This window comes from Sodalis sp. RH16, assembly GCF_047324245.1.
Taxonomy (GTDB): domain Bacteria; phylum Pseudomonadota; class Gammaproteobacteria; order Enterobacterales; family Enterobacteriaceae; genus Acerihabitans; species Acerihabitans ligni.
The window spans coordinates 4,693,161-4,710,117 of the sequence record NZ_CP178737.1; the positions used below are offsets into that span (position 1 = coordinate 4,693,161).

General features: G+C 51.3%; 18 protein-coding genes and 1 other annotated feature. Of the genes, 10 read left to right on the forward strand and 8 right to left on the reverse strand.

Going from position 1 to position 16,957, the window contains the following annotated elements:
• Nucleotides 1-187 precede the first annotated feature (187 nt).
• Nucleotides 188-520, forward strand: coding sequence for an osmotically-inducible lipoprotein OsmE (osmE, locus tag ACL2XJ_RS21405; protein WP_413724432.1), 333 nt, complete (start codon nt 188-190; stop codon nt 518-520).
• 87 nt (nt 521-607) lie between these two features.
• Here the strand turns inward: osmE and katE are convergent, their stop codons facing one another.
• From katE to kduI, 4 genes are all read right to left on the reverse strand, one after another.
• Nucleotides 608-2,884, reverse strand: coding sequence for a catalase HPII (gene katE, locus ACL2XJ_RS21410; RefSeq protein ID WP_413724433.1), 2,277 nt, complete (start codon nt 2,882-2,884; stop codon nt 608-610).
• A 192-nt stretch (nt 2,885-3,076) separates the two neighbouring features.
• Entirely contained in the window at nt 3,077-3,658 is a 582-nt protein-coding gene (locus ACL2XJ_RS21415; protein ID WP_132921637.1) for a metal-dependent hydrolase, read from the reverse strand.
• 278 nt (nt 3,659-3,936) lie between these two features.
• Nucleotides 3,937-4,698 carry a 2-dehydro-3-deoxy-D-gluconate 5-dehydrogenase KduD gene (gene kduD, locus ACL2XJ_RS21420; protein WP_132921636.1) on the reverse strand — a complete coding sequence of 254 codons (762 nt, stop codon included), beginning with the start codon at nt 4,696-4,698 and terminating at the stop codon, nt 3,937-3,939.
• A gap of 84 nt (nt 4,699-4,782) precedes the next feature.
• Complete coding sequence (kduI, locus tag ACL2XJ_RS21425; RefSeq protein ID WP_413724434.1) at nt 4,783-5,619, reverse strand: 5-dehydro-4-deoxy-D-glucuronate isomerase; 837 nt, start codon at nt 5,617-5,619, stop codon at nt 4,783-4,785.
• Between the two features lie 238 nt (nt 5,620-5,857).
• Between kduI and ACL2XJ_RS21430 the strand changes: the two genes are divergently transcribed.
• Complete coding sequence (locus ACL2XJ_RS21430; RefSeq protein ID WP_132921634.1) at nt 5,858-6,193, forward strand: cupin domain-containing protein; 336 nt, start codon at nt 5,858-5,860, stop codon at nt 6,191-6,193.
• 23 nt (nt 6,194-6,216) lie between these two features.
• On the opposite strand, the gene hxpB is transcribed toward ACL2XJ_RS21430, so the two are convergent.
• The gene (gene hxpB, locus ACL2XJ_RS21435; RefSeq protein ID WP_413724435.1) at nt 6,217-6,882 is read right to left on the reverse strand and encodes a hexitol phosphatase HxpB; all 666 of its coding nucleotides are present in this window, start codon (nt 6,880-6,882) and stop codon (nt 6,217-6,219) included.
• 169 nt (nt 6,883-7,051) lie between these two features.
• Between hxpB and ACL2XJ_RS21440 the strand changes: the two genes are divergently transcribed.
• Nucleotides 7,052-7,597, forward strand: a complete 546-nt coding sequence (locus ACL2XJ_RS21440; protein WP_132921632.1) for a YniB family protein — start codon at nt 7,052-7,054, stop codon at nt 7,595-7,597.
• A gap of 46 nt (nt 7,598-7,643) precedes the next feature.
• Here ACL2XJ_RS21440 and ACL2XJ_RS21445 read toward each other — a convergent pair whose 3' ends face one another.
• The 3 genes from ACL2XJ_RS21445 to ACL2XJ_RS21455 all read right to left on the reverse strand — a co-directional run bounded on the left by ACL2XJ_RS21445 (nt 7,644) and on the right by ACL2XJ_RS21455 (nt 11,462).
• Nucleotides 7,644-8,516 carry a fructosamine kinase family protein gene (locus ACL2XJ_RS21445; RefSeq protein WP_132921631.1) on the reverse strand — a complete coding sequence of 291 codons (873 nt, stop codon included), beginning with the start codon at nt 8,514-8,516 and terminating at the stop codon, nt 7,644-7,646.
• A 348-nt stretch (nt 8,517-8,864) separates the two neighbouring features.
• Nucleotides 8,865-9,806 (reverse strand): 6-phosphofructokinase II, encoded by a 942-nt coding sequence (pfkB, locus tag ACL2XJ_RS21450; protein ID WP_132927743.1) that lies wholly within the window; start codon nt 9,804-9,806, stop codon nt 8,865-8,867.
• A 723-nt stretch (nt 9,807-10,529) separates the two neighbouring features.
• Nucleotides 10,530-11,462 (reverse strand): hypothetical protein, encoded by a 933-nt coding sequence (locus ACL2XJ_RS21455; protein WP_413724436.1) that lies wholly within the window; start codon nt 11,460-11,462, stop codon nt 10,530-10,532.
• Nucleotides 11,463-11,803: 341 nt separating this feature from the next.
• On the opposite strand from ACL2XJ_RS21455, the gene ACL2XJ_RS21460 reads away from it, so the two are divergent.
• From ACL2XJ_RS21460 to pheS, 7 genes are all read left to right on the forward strand, one after another.
• The gene (locus tag ACL2XJ_RS21460) at nt 11,804-11,977 is read left to right on the forward strand and encodes a YnfU family zinc-binding protein (RefSeq protein ID WP_413726935.1); all 174 of its coding nucleotides are present in this window, start codon (nt 11,804-11,806) and stop codon (nt 11,975-11,977) included.
• A 496-nt stretch (nt 11,978-12,473) separates the two neighbouring features.
• Nucleotides 12,474-14,402, forward strand: a complete 1,929-nt coding sequence (thrS, locus tag ACL2XJ_RS21465) for a threonine--tRNA ligase (RefSeq protein WP_203521458.1) — start codon at nt 12,474-12,476, stop codon at nt 14,400-14,402.
• Nucleotides 14,403-14,405: 3 nt separating this feature from the next.
• Complete coding sequence (gene infC, locus ACL2XJ_RS21470) at nt 14,406-14,948, forward strand: translation initiation factor IF-3 (protein ID WP_132921627.1); 543 nt, start codon at nt 14,406-14,408, stop codon at nt 14,946-14,948.
• Nucleotides 14,949-15,045: 97 nt separating this feature from the next.
• On the forward strand, nt 15,046-15,243 hold the full coding sequence (gene rpmI, locus ACL2XJ_RS21475) for a 50S ribosomal protein L35 (protein WP_132921626.1): 198 nt from the start codon (nt 15,046-15,048) through the stop codon (nt 15,241-15,243).
• A gap of 42 nt (nt 15,244-15,285) precedes the next feature.
• Nucleotides 15,286-15,642, forward strand: coding sequence for a 50S ribosomal protein L20 (gene rplT / locus ACL2XJ_RS21480; RefSeq protein ID WP_132921625.1), 357 nt, complete (start codon nt 15,286-15,288; stop codon nt 15,640-15,642).
• Between the two features lie 107 nt (nt 15,643-15,749).
• Nucleotides 15,750-15,873, forward strand: a sequence feature (Phe leader region).
• Nucleotides 15,755-15,799 (forward strand): pheST operon leader peptide PheM, encoded by a 45-nt coding sequence (gene pheM / locus ACL2XJ_RS21485; RefSeq protein WP_106120997.1) that lies wholly within the window; start codon nt 15,755-15,757, stop codon nt 15,797-15,799. Its footprint overlaps the feature before it by 45 nt.
• A 94-nt stretch (nt 15,874-15,967) precedes the next feature.
• Nucleotides 15,968-16,951, forward strand: coding sequence for a phenylalanine--tRNA ligase subunit alpha (gene pheS / locus ACL2XJ_RS21490; RefSeq protein WP_132921623.1), 984 nt, complete (start codon nt 15,968-15,970; stop codon nt 16,949-16,951).
• Nucleotides 16,952-16,957: the final 6 nt, after the last annotated feature.

Sequence of the window (16,957 nt, forward strand, 5' to 3'; positions counted from 1 at the left end):
CCTGTAATGGCAATCGCGGCTTCCGGCCGCGATTTTTTTTGTGCAAACAAAAACGCTGTCGACCGCTGAAAATCATAAGTCAACTTAAAGAAAAATCGGAAAATACACATTACCGTTGCGCTTGAATTTGTAAAAAAGCCTTTTGCCATCTAGACTTATCGGTACATACAACAAAAGAGGTGACATTATGAATAAGAAGATCGTTTTAGCTTTTACCACCGCTACCGCATTAACCCTGCTTTCCGGCTGTACCTTGTTTGACAGAGCCGACAGTTATATGAAAAAACCCGTGGTTAGCGACGTTAAAAAGGGTATGACCAAACAACAAGCCCGCGCCATCGGCGGTGTGCCGTCAACGTCAGCCACCATGATTAATGCTCGCGGCACCTGTGACAGCTATGTTTTAGGTACTCGCGACGGTAAACCCATCAATTACTTTGTCAGCTATGATGATACCAACCACGTCCTGAACAAAGGGTTCCAGAGCTGTCAGGAATACGATACCAACCCGCAGCAATAACGGCCACGAAGCAAACCCGGCGCTGTTGGGGTGAGTGATGGGCGATAAGTGAAATATTCACTTATCGCCCATTTCTTTTCTAGTCAATCAGGCGGGTACGCCGGCAATCTTGCCGATACGGGACCAGACGCGATGCAATTTCAACTGGTCAATAAAATCCTGCATCAAGCCTCCCTGGGCGGCGGTTCCTTCGCATAAGCCTTCTTCCGCTTTGTCGTCCGCCAGCCCAAGCTGTTGTTTAAAACGCTTGGCATCGCCGCTTAAGGCGATAACCTTCAGATGCTTGTAGGATTCGAGGATATAATGACTCGCTTCCCCATCCAGCAGCAACGCGTCCATATTGCCGTCCGGTACGATGACGCCGTCGACGCTTATGGAAGGAGATGCCTCGAACGTGGCATCCACGGGCAGCGTTGATCCATCATTGGCGACGACGTTACCCCCATGGGCGGCCAGCAGTTTGGCATGGACTCCCGCGGCTTTCAGCCCTTGCAGCGCATCCAGAACATCGGCGGCATTTACCCCGTCGCTGAGCAGCAACGCTACCTGACGTCCCTTAACGCTGCCGCTGCCGCTGGCATACAGGCTAAGGGTAGGATCCTGGCTAATACCGTTCACCGGCTTGGGCGGGGCGGTTTTTAACGCGTCCGCCGAGAGCGCTAAGCCGAGCTTGGCGGCTACCCGCTTTGCGAGCTGCACATCTACCCGGGTCAGCAGATCGACGACCCGTTCACGAATATAGGGCCGTGCGACTTTGCCCAGTTCGAAACTGAAGGCATCGACGATATGCTGCTGTTCCGCCGGGGTCTGGCTGAGCCAAAACAAACGCGGGTGGGAATAATACTCAAGGAAAGAGTCGCTGCGCTCTCGGATTTTATGGCCGTCAATGCGTTCCTGGTAGGTTTCAAACCCGCCATTCTGCGCCGCCGGTGCGGTTTCGCGCGGCCAGTTGTCGTTAATGGAATTGGGCTCGTGGGCCGCGGGATTGGTATCGATATCCTGCCGGTGCATGCCGTCGCGCTGGAAATTGTGGTAAGGACATACCGGCCGGTTGATGGGAATTTCATGGAAATTCGGCCCGCCGAGACGGCTGATCTGGGTGTCGGTATAAGAGAATAACCTGCCCTGCAGCAACGGGTCGTTGGTAAAGTCGATCCCCGGAACGATATGGCCCGGATGGAAAGCTACCTGCTCGGTTTCAGCGAAAAAGTTATCCGGGTTGCGATTGAGCGTCATCTTGCCGACGATTTCCACCGGCACCAGCGCCTCGGGGATAAGTTTAGTCGGATCGAGCAAATCAAAATCGAATTTATGCTCATCCTCTTCCGGTATGAGCTGCAGTCCCAGCTCATATTCCGGATAGTCGCCGGCCTCAATGGCCTCCCAAAGATCGCGTCGATGGAAATCAGCATCCTTACCCGCCAGTTTCTGCGCTTCATCCCATACCAGCGAGGCTTTGCCGGCCAGCGGTTTCCAATGGAAACGCACAAAGGTCGCTTTGCCTTCGCCGTTAACCAGACGGAAGGTATGAATGCCGAATCCTTCCATGGTGCGATAGCTGCGTGGGATACCACGATCAGACATGGCCCAGAACACGTTATGCAGGGTTTCCGGCTGCAGCGACACATAATCCCAGAAGGTATCATGAGCGGAGCCGCCCTGTGGTATTTCATTATGCGGCTCGGGTTTTACCGCATGGACAAAATCGGGGAATTTCAGCGCATCCTGAATAAAGAAAATCGGGGTATTGTTGCCTACGATATCGAAATTGCCTTCCTGGGTATAAAACTTAGTGGCAAAGCCGCGGATATCCCGTACGGTATCCGCCGATCCCCTCGAGCCCTGCACAGTGGAAAACCGGACATACACCGGCGTTTTTACCGAAGGATCCTGTAAGAATGCCGCTTTGGTGATATCGCTCAGGGAACGGTATACCTCAAAAACACCGTGTGCGGCTGAACCGCGGGCATGGACGATGCGTTCGGGAATACGTTCATGATCAAAATGGGTAATCTTTTCCCGCAGGATAAAATCTTCCAATAATGTCGGCCCGCGCGTCGCCCCGCGCAGTGAATTTTGATCGTCGGCGATTTTAAGCCCCTGATTGGTGGTCAGCGGCTGGTCTTTGCCTGACTTGCGGTAGGGTTCCAGCGCGTCGAGTTTGGCATTGCCGTTTTGCGGACTCTTGACCGATCCCGGGGCGGTGGGCTGTTTACCCGGCTCCGAGACGCCGGGCTTGGGCAAGTGGCTGTTATCGTCGGGGGCCAGATGTCCCAATCCCGGTTGGGCCGAACTGGCGCCGGGGGCGGGAGCGGGGTGGGAAAGAGGTATTTTGTCATGGGAGGGATCTGTGGGTTTAGACATTAACATTGCTCCTCTTATCGAGTTGAAATGACAGATAATGGCCGTCCGTGGCTTATATATATGGGGCGGTAGATCAACTATAGAACAGATTCCGATGCCGACAGCCGTTAAAGCCTTATTTTCCTCAAGGGTATGATCGTCGGCGCAAAATAGGCCCACCTGCATGACAAGCGGTCCTTGCAATAACAATATTTAAATAAGAGGAAATAACGTGCCGCGGACTTTGTGCCAGAGGACGTAGACTGAATCGGGCACCGGGATATTACCGCTCAGGGGCATCCCTTGCGGGTGCTGTACGGCAAAGACTAATATCGCCGCGCATAATATCCGTTCCCATTGATTGCCCTTTTGCGAGGTGATAATAGGCAAACGGAAACGCCATCGGCAGGGCCATAATAAAGGCACGCCGGCGGGGGTCAGCATATCGGCGACAATGTGGCTGAGATAGCCGATAATCATGCCGTGAAAAGCATCCAGGGGGATGAGCATATCCGGCGCGAGCTTGAGGGTGAACAGTAGAATCCCGGCGATTATGGCCAGCAGACTGTGGGTAAAGCCGCGATGGCCGAACACCCTGGCGATGGGCAGGGATAGCCATTTCAGCCGCTGACCTAAGAAGGATTGGGGATGATCGATATCCGGCAGCAAACAGGTCAGTAATCCGCCCGCGATGATATGCCACCAGTCGCCATGGGCAAGCGCAGGGGATAGCTCCATTTTTTTCGCTAAAATGGTGCTGGCCAATGCAAATATGAGATGCCCCTCGGCGGTCATGGCTATGTGGAATCTTTATGGCTGGTCATTTGTCCAGTATAAAGCAATCCGTCCGGTTCGGAAATGGGTTACCTTGTAACTTTTACATCTCAATTTATGTCTATGGGAGACCGGCGCTCACCATTTACAGGTTAGTTGCACGTCTGGTGATAGCGGGCTACCGCGCCATAGGGCGTTCGGCGGGCGGGAAAACCACGCCCGCTACGACCCCATTGGCACGGTCTCCCTTTAACACGCTCTTCCTTTAACACGCTCGATTTAGCTTCGGGGATGCATCCTTAACGCGCCAGCCAGCCGCCGTCCACGGCGATGGTGTAGCCGTTGATGTAATCCGATGCGGAGGAGGCGAGGAATACCGCCGGGCCTTTCAGGTCGGCGGGCAAACCCCAGCGGCCGGCGGGGATGCGTTCCAGGATTTCTTTGCTGCGGTCTTCATCGGCGCGCAGTTGCTGGGTATTGTTGGTGGCCATATAGCCCGGCGCCAGTGCGTTGACATTGATATTATGCTTAGCCCATTCATTGGCCAGCAGCCGGGTAACGCCCATTACCGCGCTTTTCGAGGCGGTATAGGAAGGAACACGAATACCGCCCTGGAAGGAGAGCATGGAAGCGATATTGATGATTTTGCCGCCTTTACCCTGCTTGATAAACTGGCGGGCCACGGCCTGGGACATAAAGAACACGGTTTTGATGTTGATATTCATCACATCGTCCCAGTTCTTTTCACTGAATTCAATGGCGTCTTCGCGGCGGATGATACCGGCGTTATTCACCAGGATATCTAAATGACCGTACTCCGCCACCGCTTTTTCCACAATAGCGGGTATGCCGTCGGTTTTCATCAAATCGGCGGTCAGGCTCAGAAAACGACGGCCTAAGGCGGTCACTTTGGCGATGGTTTCTTCCGGATCGACGATATTGACGCCGACGATATCGCAGCCCGCTTCAGCCAGACCGATAGCCATACCTTGGCCTAAACCGGTGTCGCAGCCGGTGATCAACGCTACTTTTCCTTTAAGATCAAACGTGTCTAAAATCATACCTTGCCTCATTGATGGCGGCCAAATCCAGACGCCAATGCATATCGTAAATAACGCCGGAACGGGCCGGCACGAAGAGCGGCTTCAGCGAATTTCGCTGACTTTGACGTGATCCATATCGTCAAATACCTGATTTTCTCCCACCATACCCCAGATAAAGGTGTAATTCTTGGTGCCGACGCCGGCATGAATAGACCAGCTTGGCGAGATAACCGCCTGCTCGTTATGCACCAACAGATGGCGGGTTTGCTGCGGCTGGCCCATCATATGGAATACCGCGGTTTCTTCATCCATATCGAAGTAGAAGTAGACTTCCATACGCCGTTCATGAGTATGGCAAGGCATGGTATTCCAAAGATTGCCTTCCGCCAGTTTGGTCAGACCCATGGTCAACTGGCAGGTCGGCAAGACATCGGGCACAATAAATTTATTGATGGTGCGCAGATTGCTGGTGGCGTTGTCGCCGATGGTTTGCGGCGAAGCCTCCGCCAGGGTGATTTTCCGGCTCGGATATGTGGTATGCGCCGGGGCGCTGTTATAGTAGAACTTAGCCGGTTTTGCGGCGTCCACGCTTGAGAACTGAACGTCCTTGGCGCCCATGCCGACATACAGCGCTTCCTGGTGGCCGATTTCATAGGTCTTGCCGTCCACCACGATAACCCCCGGGCCGCCGATATTGATAACGCCCAATTCACGGCGTTCCAGGAAATAGCTCACGCCCAATTGCTTACCCACTTCGCTGCCGATACTCACCGTTTTCGCCACCGGTTTAATCCCGCCGACAATGATGCGGTCGATGTGGCTATAGGTCATGGTGTACGCATCGGCTTCAAAAATCCTTTCAATCAGAAATTGGCTGCGCAGCCCTTCCGTGTCCAGTTGCTTCGCGTGGTCACTGTGAATGCTTTGGCGGACTTGCATAATGATAATGCCTCTCTATCAGAACATGTTCGGGAAGAGGGTGTTCTCTCTATTGATGCTGGAATCATAGAGCGAGAGGGATATGAATTCAATAAAAATGAAATAATGTTTTATTTATTTTTTGAGAGAAGTCATGATTTTGGTGCTTTCAGGTTTTCTTACCGCCGCTATCCGTTACAATCGTATTATAAGGCCGTAATTTTTCTTGATTTGTTGCCTATGGGCTAACGGGAGCAGTATGAAAACCTTTTTTATTGATGATGAAACCCCTTGGGAAGTTGTCGGCGACGGCGTTAAACGCAAGGTAATGACCTGGAGCGATGAGTTGATGATGGTATGCGTCCATTTTGCCAAGGGCGCAGTGGGCACTGCCCATCGCCATGAGATCCACGACCAGATTGCCTATGTGGCCGCCGGCAGTTTCGAGGTGGAAATCGAAGGAGAAAAACGGCTGCTGAAAGCCGGGGATGCCTATCGGGCGGTGAAACACCAAATGCACGGCGTGGTCGCCCTGGAAGACAATAGCGTCCTGATTGATACCTTCACACCGAAACGGGCCGATTTTCTATCATAATATCCCGCCCGGGCGGTAGCGGTTCAGAGAATATGTTCAGTGGTCAGATTCAGCAGCGAGTCTAGCTTGATATCGGCGACTACCCAGCGCGGGTCGGCGCGGTAAGCGGGGTCGGGCACCACGATGGAACGCATGCGCGCCGCCTTGGTGGCAATCATGCCGTTAAACGAATCCTCCAGGGTGGAACAGCGTTCCGGCAGCGCATCAAGTTTGGCCGCCGCCTGGAGATAGACTTCAGGGTGCGGCTTGCTATAGGGAAGATGTTCCGCTGAGGCAATTTCGGCAAAATAGTGGCGCAAGGAGAAAATCTCAAGCACGTTTTCCAGCATAAACAGCGGCGATGCCGAGGCCAGGGCGATCTTCAGCCCGCAGTCACGGGCGGTTTCCAACGCATATTGCACGCCGGGCAGCAGCGGCCGCTGCTGTTCTATCAGCGTAACGGCGCGCCGGATTATCCGCAGGGTGACGTCGTCCAGTGTGACGCCTTGCCAGGGGCTGACCTGATACCATAGTTTCACCACCTGGTCGATACGCAATCCCAAGGTATCCGGCAAATTTTCCCCTTTGGCGGTATCCACTCCCATCGCCGCGAACACATCCAGCTCCGCTTGGTGCCATAGGGGTTCTGAGTCAATAATCAAGCCATCCATATCAAAAATAAGGGCTTCCTGCGGGATTGATGCGGGCATTCGACATGCTCCTGTTCGGTGAAAAAAAGAGGGGAATAGAGTACCATTCTTCTTTGCATAAGGGGATGGCAAGCCGCTGTAACAGATTCATGAAAAACAACGCAGCAAAAAAGGTAAATTATAGATAAACTTAAGCGTTCTGGTTGGCGTCGATTAACAAGGGGAGCACATGACGTATCAACAAGCTGGTCGCCTGGCCGTAATAAAACGGTTAGCGGGATGGATAATATTTATACCGGCTTTACTTTCCACACTGATTTCTTTACTGAAATTCCTTTACCAGCACAGTGAGCAAAATAAAGGCATCAATGCGGTAATGGCCGATTTTTTTCACGTTATCATCGATATGATGCGATTTAACACTTCTTTTCTGAATGTGTTTTGGTTCAACTCCCCGCAGCCGGCGTTTGAGAATGGTTATTTCGTCGGCAATATTGGTTTCTGGATTATTTATTTACTGATCTTTGTCGGTCTGGCATTACAGGCTTCAGGCGCCAGGATGTCGCGTCAGGTCAGGTTTATCCGTGAAGGGATCGAAAATCAGATGGTGCTGGAACACGCGAAGGGAACCGAAGGCTACAGCCGTTCGCAACTGGAGGAAAAAATTGTCATGCCGCGCCATACCATTCTGCTGCAGGTTTTTCCCCTCTATATCCTGCCCATTATTATTGCGGTAGCCGGTTATTTCATTCTGAAACTGCTCGGCATGCTGTAAAACGGCGCCACCCTGTCCGGGGACATTATTCCCCGGGCCATTCTCGCTACTCTTGCGGTTTCTGGCTTAATACCCGATCCAACGCCTGACCGGCCAGGTTGATATGCTGGTCGCCGAACAGATTGGCGCGGTTAAGCAAGTAATAAAGCTGGTAAACAGGCTGCCGGCGGATAAAACCTTTATCCAGCGGCCAGACGCTTTGGTAGCCGTCATAAATTTGCGGCAGCAGCTCCGGATATAAAGGCAACATCGACAAATCACATTCCCGATCGCCCCAATAACAGGCCGGATCGTATAAAAAACTGCCGCCGGCGCTATTGGCGCAGTTGTCGGGCCACAAATCACCGTGCAGAAGAGAGGGTTGCGGTTGATGCTCATGAAGCATCTCCTCTATTCGAGTAATTATTCCGTCGATATCGCCATAAACCAGTCCCTTTTCCGCCGCCAGCTGTAACTGCCAGCCGATACGCTGTTCCGCGAAAAATGTCGACCAGCGCCGCTGCCAGGCATTGGGCTGGGTGAGGGTGGAAAGATCGTTATCAAAATCCAGGCCGAACTGCGGCTGCTCGCTCCATTGATGCAAGCGCGCCAATTGTTGCCCCAGGCAATAAGCCCCATGGGCGTCAAAAGGACGTTCCGGAATATATTCCATGACCAGAAAACTGCTGTCCCGTTCGCTGCCGACGCCATAGACTTTCGGTACGCGCACGGTTTTACTGCGCCCGAGCATATCCAGTTGATCGGCCTCGTTAGTGAATTTTTGCAAAAGCTCGCGGCTATCGCTTTTTACGAAAATTTCCGCGGAGCCGTAGCGGAGATACCAGGCGCGATGTAATTCTCCCCCCGGTAATTCGCGGCGCTCACGTATTTCATCACGGGTAAAAGTCTCGGCCAGCATATTGTCAATGGCGTGCCACATCGTCGTTTCCCCCTAAGGTTGCCTTACCGATTAATGTCCGAATCGCTTTACTGACCATGGTCGGATCGGCCCACCCGCCAATAAAGGGGCGGCGATAGCCGATTGAACAAAACCGGTAACGCCTCGGCCGTTAATACCAGCTCGAACCGGGTTCAAAAGAGAAGGGCGCGCCAGGGAAACCCAATGTACTCCGCGTAAGGGATTCTCACTGGTGGCGCTAGAAATGAGTGTTGAGGCTAAGCCCCACAATGTCAATACTTTATTAAAGGGCTTTGTTCGTTTTTTGACCGAGAAGGCCGGCTAAAGTGAATGTGGCCAATCCCCGGCCTCTCCTCCGTTTGTCTCTGCTCAGGCGGTAAGATCTTGGCACAGATAATCGTAAATACGCCGCGTGTCTTCCAAGGCGCATAACCGGGTGCCTTTGTGCAGGGTGGCCGCGCTGCCCGCCGCCACACCGTATCGCGCCATATCCAGCAAATCCGCGCCCTCGGCCAGCTTCAGCGTCATTGCGCCCACCATACTGTCCCCGGCGCCCACGGTGCTCATCTTTTTAACCGGTGGCGGCACGACCTGGAATACCCGATCCTTATCCGCCGCCAATGCCCCCTGAGGACCGAGGGATACCACCACGCGCTCGGTTTTGCCCTGGGCAATAATTTCCAGGGCCGCTTGCCTTACCGCATCGGGATCGTCCAGATTACGTTTCACCAGTTCCGCCAACTCTTTTTGGTTAGGTTTGACCAGCGCCAGATTGCCGATATCCAGACATGCTTTCAGCGCCGGACCCGAACTGTCCACAACGCAGCGTAAACCACAGCGCTGGGCCTCTTGCAGCAAATGCTGCAGATTCTCCACGCTAATGCCCGGCGGCAGGCTACCGCTGATAACAAACAGGGAATTTTTAGGGAGGCCGGGCAGCCGCTGTTCAAACAGAGCAAATTCTTCGCCGGTCAGATGCGCTCCGGGCATAACGAAACGATACTGCTCGCCGGTGCTTTCTACGTGTACATGGAGATTCTGCCGGGTCCAGTCCTTGGTTTCGATGGCATCGGTGGTTATTCCTTCCGCCCTGAGCAGTTCGGTCAGATGGCGGCCTGTAGGGCCGCCAATAGGAAACAGCGCGGTGGCGTCTCCCCCTAAATGCACAATCGCCCGCGCCACATTGATGCCGCCGCCGCCCGGTTCAAACAGCGGGGCGGTGCAGCGCAGCTTGCCTTCGGCGTAAAGCCGATCGGTGGTCGTGGCGCTGTCCAGGGACGGCGCCAGGGTCAGGGTCGTTATCGGTATCATCATTCTCTCCTTGCAACCAATGTAACCGCCAGCATAGCACTCTTTGCAGACCGTCTCGTTAGGGTAAAAAGGGTTTTGCTCTTTTTTAAAAATAAAGGCTAAAGATTTTCAAGCGGCGTCCGATATACCCGTATACAACAAAACGGGGGATACCATGAGTGCAAAAAGTGAACAACGTTGGAAGTGGATTAGTCTACTTTTGCTGGCAGTGCTGGTGGGATTGACTGGCGTGTTATTCAAAACCACCCCGCCCATGTGAAATGGAAAGATAAGCGCCATACAAGGCTGTTTGCTGCGGTAAATCCTAGATGGGATGTGATCCAGCACATGCATTTTATGAAAAAAAGGGTCTAAAAAATGATCCCGCTCCTATTTTTTGCACCGAGAAAGGTGTAGGATTTTTCTTAAAAGATGTCAGGTAAATGTGAGGTTGTTATGGATTATTTCTATCGTTTAACGCTGCCAAGCATAGTATTGATATGTATGGCGTTTTGGATCGCTGTCGTTACTGCGTTGGTGTAAAAAACCCCATAATGACCCAGCTGATTCTCGCAAACCCGCTACGGCGGGTTTGCTGCATTATGGTGCAATCGATTATATTTCACTTGACACCACTGCTGACATGATAAAGAGCTGTTGAGCATGAATTAAAAGGATGTTAATCCTTTTTGTGAAATCGCTACAGCCCTGGTCGTCTCATTAACATCTCTTACTTTGATATCCTCACGGCCTTTGGTAGAGGATCTTTCCCGGCAGTACCCCAAGAATATCCCTGCCTGTTTCAAGTAGCCGTGAATAGCGAAATAACGCTTCGTTTATCTCAAATCCGCTGAGTCCGGGGAGGTTGTTTTTCTTGAGACAGACGGCAAATCGCATCATCAAAAATATTAATCCATATTTTTCCAGCAATGGCGCATTAGCGGCCTGCTTATCGGCCACTTTAAGTAAAATAGCAAAATTTTCATGATTCAGCTCGGTTTTATATAGAGGTATGGAGAGAAGGGATGCATCCTCTTGAAAGGGAGTTAACATAACACTGCTTCCGCCGGCAAATAGTCGCTTTAGTGCATCGTTTTTTGCCATTACCTCCTTTTTCCACTTAAGCAGCGCTGTGGCTATCGGGTCATTTCCCACCAGGTTAAGGGGAAGAGGGGTGCCGTCATAGTAGTCTACATAATGAACAATTCCGGCGTGGGAATTCTGTCGGCGAATGAGACAACCCAGCGCAATAGTGCCCAGAGGAAAAGGGACATAAGGTTTTTGTTCACTTTGTGTTAATTCAACGATAACAGTTTTTTTTAAGCTGTCGGACAGTTCTTTTTGTTGCAGCTGCAATGCTATGCGCAATTGCCTTTCATGGGGACGCAAAGCGTCGAGAGGAAGATTTTTTTGCTGGTGTACCCGATAAATTTCCTTTAGCGGACGTAGGGAAGTTCCCTTTACCGCGGCGACAAAATTGGAATAATCAGGCTCTTTCAGGTATGAGGCTATGGCCTCGGTGATAGCCGGTATGCGATGGAAAATAGCTTCAGGACTGTTTTTAACCGCGATAACACCCCCGATGCGGTTCTGCCGCGTGCCTGATGAAATTGATGATTGCTGAATATTATTTTCGTGATTATTGGTTACTGGTAATGCTGATATTATTGCGTTCATTATTGGTATCTTTCTTTGGGGAAAAAATTATAAATACAATATCGGCCGGCAACGTCTTTAAAAAGATTCTATCGCCGGGCACGTCACCGCTGCCATGGGGCACTCATCAAGCCATTGCTTGGCGGGCCGACCGTGGCTGGGAGCTCATCCTTTATGCTGGTGGCTGTATGAACCCGATACGGGGCGGACTTTGATGTTTAAAAATCATGAGCGATTATAATTTTGACACTATTTTTTACAGTTTTGATAAAAAATGCGTAACTGCTTCTTATGTAGCATATTTAAACGTTAGCCAGGCTTATGATAAAATAAACCATCTGTTTTTATTCGGCCGTCTTTTTATGTCTTATCTTTCTGATTTGTTGAATAGAATCAATGCAATACAAATGGATTATCAATGTCCTGATTGTAAGATGACCTCAAAACAGAATTTACGAGATATTAGACAAGGGCGGGTTATAATTTGCCCTCATTGCAAAGCATCATCATTACCTATAACACATTTCAAAAAATAACTTATCTCTTTTCCAAGGTATCACTCGCGGCCTTGGAACACTTCTATTACCACCCAGACTATAAACCGACTTCCTTGTAAACAAGATGCGGCCTACGGCCGCTAGACAAAACTTCAACAAGATTCCGCCGACTGCGGAGGTACAAATGCGCCCGCCATGGAAAATTGCCCCCGTTACAGGACAGCGAAGATACCCAGGGCCCGTTCTGCTGGGCGTTATGACTTAGGTGCTTAACGACAAGAGAACCGGCGAGTTTGAGCATCGTCCGCCTATGTGGGGAGGTTATGATAAATCAGCTTTGATATGCCACAAGAAATGTTAATATGCTCGTTCAAATCGCACAGCCAAAATGATGACTTTGCCATTTGTGTATCGACTTGTGTACCAATTTAACGATTGTCGGTTAAATGGTTATTCAATCTATTAAAAAACCAAAGTAAATTTAATTGTATGTGATCTTGCGTGTGGATCACCACTGCAAATTAAGGAAACGACCATGCCAGTAATTACCCTTCCCGACGGAAGCCAGCGTCAGTACGACCACCCCGTATCCCCCCTTGATGTAGCCCGCGACATCGGTCCCGGCCTGGCGAAAGCCTGCATCGCCGGACGGGTGAACGGTGAATTGACGGATGCCGTCGATATGATTACCGAAGATGCCCAGCTTGCCATCATTACCGCCAAAGACGAGGCCGGATTGGAAATCATCCGCCACTCCTGCGCGCATTTACTGGGGCATGCCATTAAACAGCTGTGGCCCGATACCAAAATGGCTATCGGCCCGGTAATCGATAAAGGCTTTTATTACGACGTCGATCTGGATCGGACGCTGACCCAGGAAGATATCGACCTGCTGGAAAAGCGCATGCACGAGCTGGCCGATAAGGATTACGACGTCATCAAGGAAAAAGTGAGCTGGCAACAGGCCCGGGATGTGTTTGTCGCCCGCGGCGAACAGTACAAGGTGGCGATACTGGACGAGAATATCAGCCATGACGATCGTCCCGGCTTGTATCACCATGAAGAGTATGTCGACATGTGCCGCGGGCCGCATGTGCCGAATATGCGTTTCTGCCATTATTTCAAGCTGCAAAAGACCTCCGGCGCTTACTGGCGCGGTGATAGCAACAACAAGATGCTGCAGCGCATCTACGGCACCGCCTGGGGCGATAAAAAGCAGCTCAGCACTTACTTGCAGCACCTGGAAGAGGCCGCCAAGCGCGATCACCGTAAAATCGGCAAGCAGCTTGATCTTTACCATATGCAGGAAGAAGCCCCCGGCATGGTGTTCTGGCACAATGACGGCTGGATTATCTTCCGCGAGCTGGAAGCCTTCGTGCGCACCAAGCTGCGGGAATACAAATATCAGGAAGTGAAAGGGCCATTTATGATGGACCGCGTCCTGTGGGAAAAAACCGGTCACTGGGAAAACTATGCCGAGCATATGTTCACCACGTCATCGGAAAACCGTGAATATTGCATCAAACCGATGAATTGTCCCGGCCACGTGCAGATATTCAACCAGGGATTGAAATCCTACCGCGATCTGCCGCTGCGCATGGCTGAATTCGGCAGTTGCCATCGTAATGAGCCTTCCGGATCGTTGCACGGTTTAATGCGCGTGCGCGGATTTACCCAGGATGATGCCCATATTTTCTGTACCGAAGAGCAGGTGCGGGATGAAGTAAACAATTGCATCAAAATGGTGTATGATATTTACAGCACGTTTGGCTTCGAAAATATTCTGGTTAAACTTTCTACCCGTCCCGAGAAACGCATCGGTAGCGATGAGGTGTGGGACAGGTCGGAGAAAGACCTGGCGGCCGCTTTAACCGAAAACGGCATCGCATTCGAATTTCAGCCGGGCGAAGGCGCATTTTATGGTCCTAAAATCGAATTCACTCTTCTGGATTGCCTGGATCGCATGTGGCAATGCGGCACGGTACAGTTGGACTTTTCATTACCCGGTCGTTTAAACGCTTCATATATTGGCGAAAACAACGAGCGCCTGGTGCCGGTAATGATACACCGTGCCATCCTGGGGTCGATGGAACGTTTTATCGGCATACTGACGGAAGAGTACGCTGGTTTTTACCCGACCTGGCTGGCGCCGACACAAGTTGTGGTGATGAATATCACTGATAATCAATCGGAATACGTCGCAAAAGTGACAGAAAGATTGTCCGCAGCCGGCATTCGTGTAAAAGCAGACTTGAGAAATGAGAAAATAGGCTTTAAAATCCGCGAACATACTTTGCGTCGGGTGCCCTATATGCTGGTCTGCGGAGATAAAGAAGTGGAAGCGGGCAAGGTTGCCGTGCGTACACGCCGTGGTACAGACCTGGGCAGTATCGACGTTACCGAGATTATCGAAAAGCTGCAGCAAGAGATACGCAGCCGTAATCTTCATCAACTGGAGGAATAAAGTATTAAAGGCGGAAAACGAGTTCAACCGGCGCGTCCTAATCGCATTAACCGAGAAATCCGCGCCGCAGAGGTTCGTCTGACGGGTATCGATGGCGAGCAAATTGGTATAGTCAGCCTCAATGAAGCGCTTGAAAAAGCCGAGGAAGCGGGCGTAGATTTAGTTGAAATCAGTCCCAACGCCGAGCCGCCGGTTTGCCGAATTATGGATTACGGCAAGTTCCTCTATGAGAAGAGCAAGTCCACCAAAGAGCAGAAAAAGAAACAAAAAGTTATTCAGGTTAAGGAAATCAAGTTCCGGCCTGGTACGGATGAAGGCGACTATCAGGTAAAACTACGCAACCTGATTCGTTTTCTGGAAGACGGCGATAAAGCCAAAATCACCCTGCGTTTTCGCGGACGTGAAATGGCGCACCAGCAAATCGGTATCGAAGTGCTTAACCGCGTTCGCGACGATTTGACAGAACTGGCGGTAGTTGAATCCTTCCCGAGTAAAATCGAAGGACGCCAGATGATTATGGTGCTCGCACCCAAGAAGAAACAATAAGGCCTGCAAGTAAGACGGCGTGTCGTGCGGTTTATCGGCACGTTGTCTTCGCCTCATTGGTTCATATTATCAACAATGCGCAGTAGAGAATATATTCATGCCAAAAATCAAGACAGTGCGCGGTGCTGCCAAGCGCTTCAAGAAAACCGCCTCCGGCGGCTTTAAGCGTAAGCATGCTAACCTGCGTCATATTCTGACCAAAAAAGCCACTAAGCGTAAACGCCACCTGCGTCCTAAATCCATGGTCTCCAAAGGCGATCTGGGTTTGGTCATCAGGTGTTTGCCGTACGCATAAGCGTCACTTTCAACGGTTTTCGAATAAGACTTAGGAGAGCATATGGCTCGCGTAAAACGTGGTGTGACAGCTCGTGCACGTCACAAAAAGATTTTGAAAAAAGCGAAAGGCTACTACGGTGCCCGTTCGCGTGTTTATCGTGTCGCCTTCCAGGCGGTCATCAAAGCAGGTCAATATGCTTATCGTGACCGTCGTCAGAAGAAACGCCAGTTCCGTCAACTGTGGATCGCGCGTATCAACGCCGCGGCCCGTCAGAACGGCATATCTTACAGCCGTTTCATTAATGGCCTGAAAAAAGCCTCTATTGAAATCGACCGTAAGATCCTGGCTGACATCGCCGTATTCGACAAAGCGGCTTTCGCTGCCTTGGCGGAAAAAGCGAAAGGTTCGCTGGCATAAACTTTATGAAAGAGGGGGCTTGTCCCCCTCTTTTTTAAACGATTGGCCGATAGGGTTTGTTATATCGTTATTTGATTCATTCAGACAATATCAATCACAAGGTAATGCAAGCATGAATGCTGCTATTTTCCGTTTCTTTTTTTACTTTAGCGCCTGAATAACGGGGGCTTGCGCGTAAGGAAAGAAACGAAAAATAGCGCTAAAGCCTCCCGGTGTGGAGGCTTTTTTTTGCTCGTCGCCAGCCTGGATGACCAGCCTGGGTCGCAGTACAGATCAATCAGTCCATTTACGATTAAGCCATAGAGGCCGGAAAAAGAGGAACGCAATGCCACATCTCGCAGATTTGGTTGTGCAAGCCAAAGCAGCCATAGAAAAAGCTCAGGATATAGGCGCGCTGGATAGCGTGCGCGTCGAATATCTCGGCAAAAAAGGTCATTTTACCCAGCAGATGACAACCCTTCGCGATTTGCCGGCAGAGGAGCGTCCCGCCGCGGGAGCGGTGATTAACCAGGCGAAGCTTGCGGTGCAGCAGGCGCTGAACGAGCGCAAAGAGTATCTGGACTCCTCGGCGCTCAACGCGCGGCTGGCGGAAGAGACGCTGGACGTGTCTCTTCCCGGCCGGCGCAAGGAAAACGGCGGCCTTCATCCGGTAACGCGGACGATTTCGCGCATTGAAACCTTTTTTGGCGAATTGGGCTTTTCCGTGGCCACCGGTCCGGAAATCGAAGACGATTATCATAACTTCGATGCATTGAATATTCCCGCCCATCATCCGGCTCGCGCGGATCATGATACCTTCTGGTTTGATGCCACCCGGCTGCTACGCACCCAGACGTCGGGGGTGCAAATCCGCACCATGAAAAACCAACAGCCGCCAATCCGCATTATCGCACCGGGCCGGGTCTATCGTAATGACTACGATCAGACCCATACGCCGATGTTTCATCAGATGGAGGGGCTGATTATCGACACCAATATCAGCTTCACCAACCTGAAGGGCACTCTGCATGACTTCCTGCGCAACTTCTTTGAAGAGGATTTGCAGGTGCGATTCCGTCCCTCCTATTTTCCCTTTACCGAGCCGTCGGCGGAAGTTGACGTGATGGGTAAAAACGGTAAATGGCTGGAAGTACTGGGCTGTGGCATGGTCCATCCGAATGTGTTGCGCAATGTCGGCATCGACCCGGAGGTTTACTCCGGCTTTGCGTTTGGCATGGGCATGGAGCGGCTGACGATGCTTCGTTACGGTGTCACGGATTTACGGGCATTCTTCGAAAATGATCTGCGTTTTCTTAAACAATTCAAATAAAGGCGG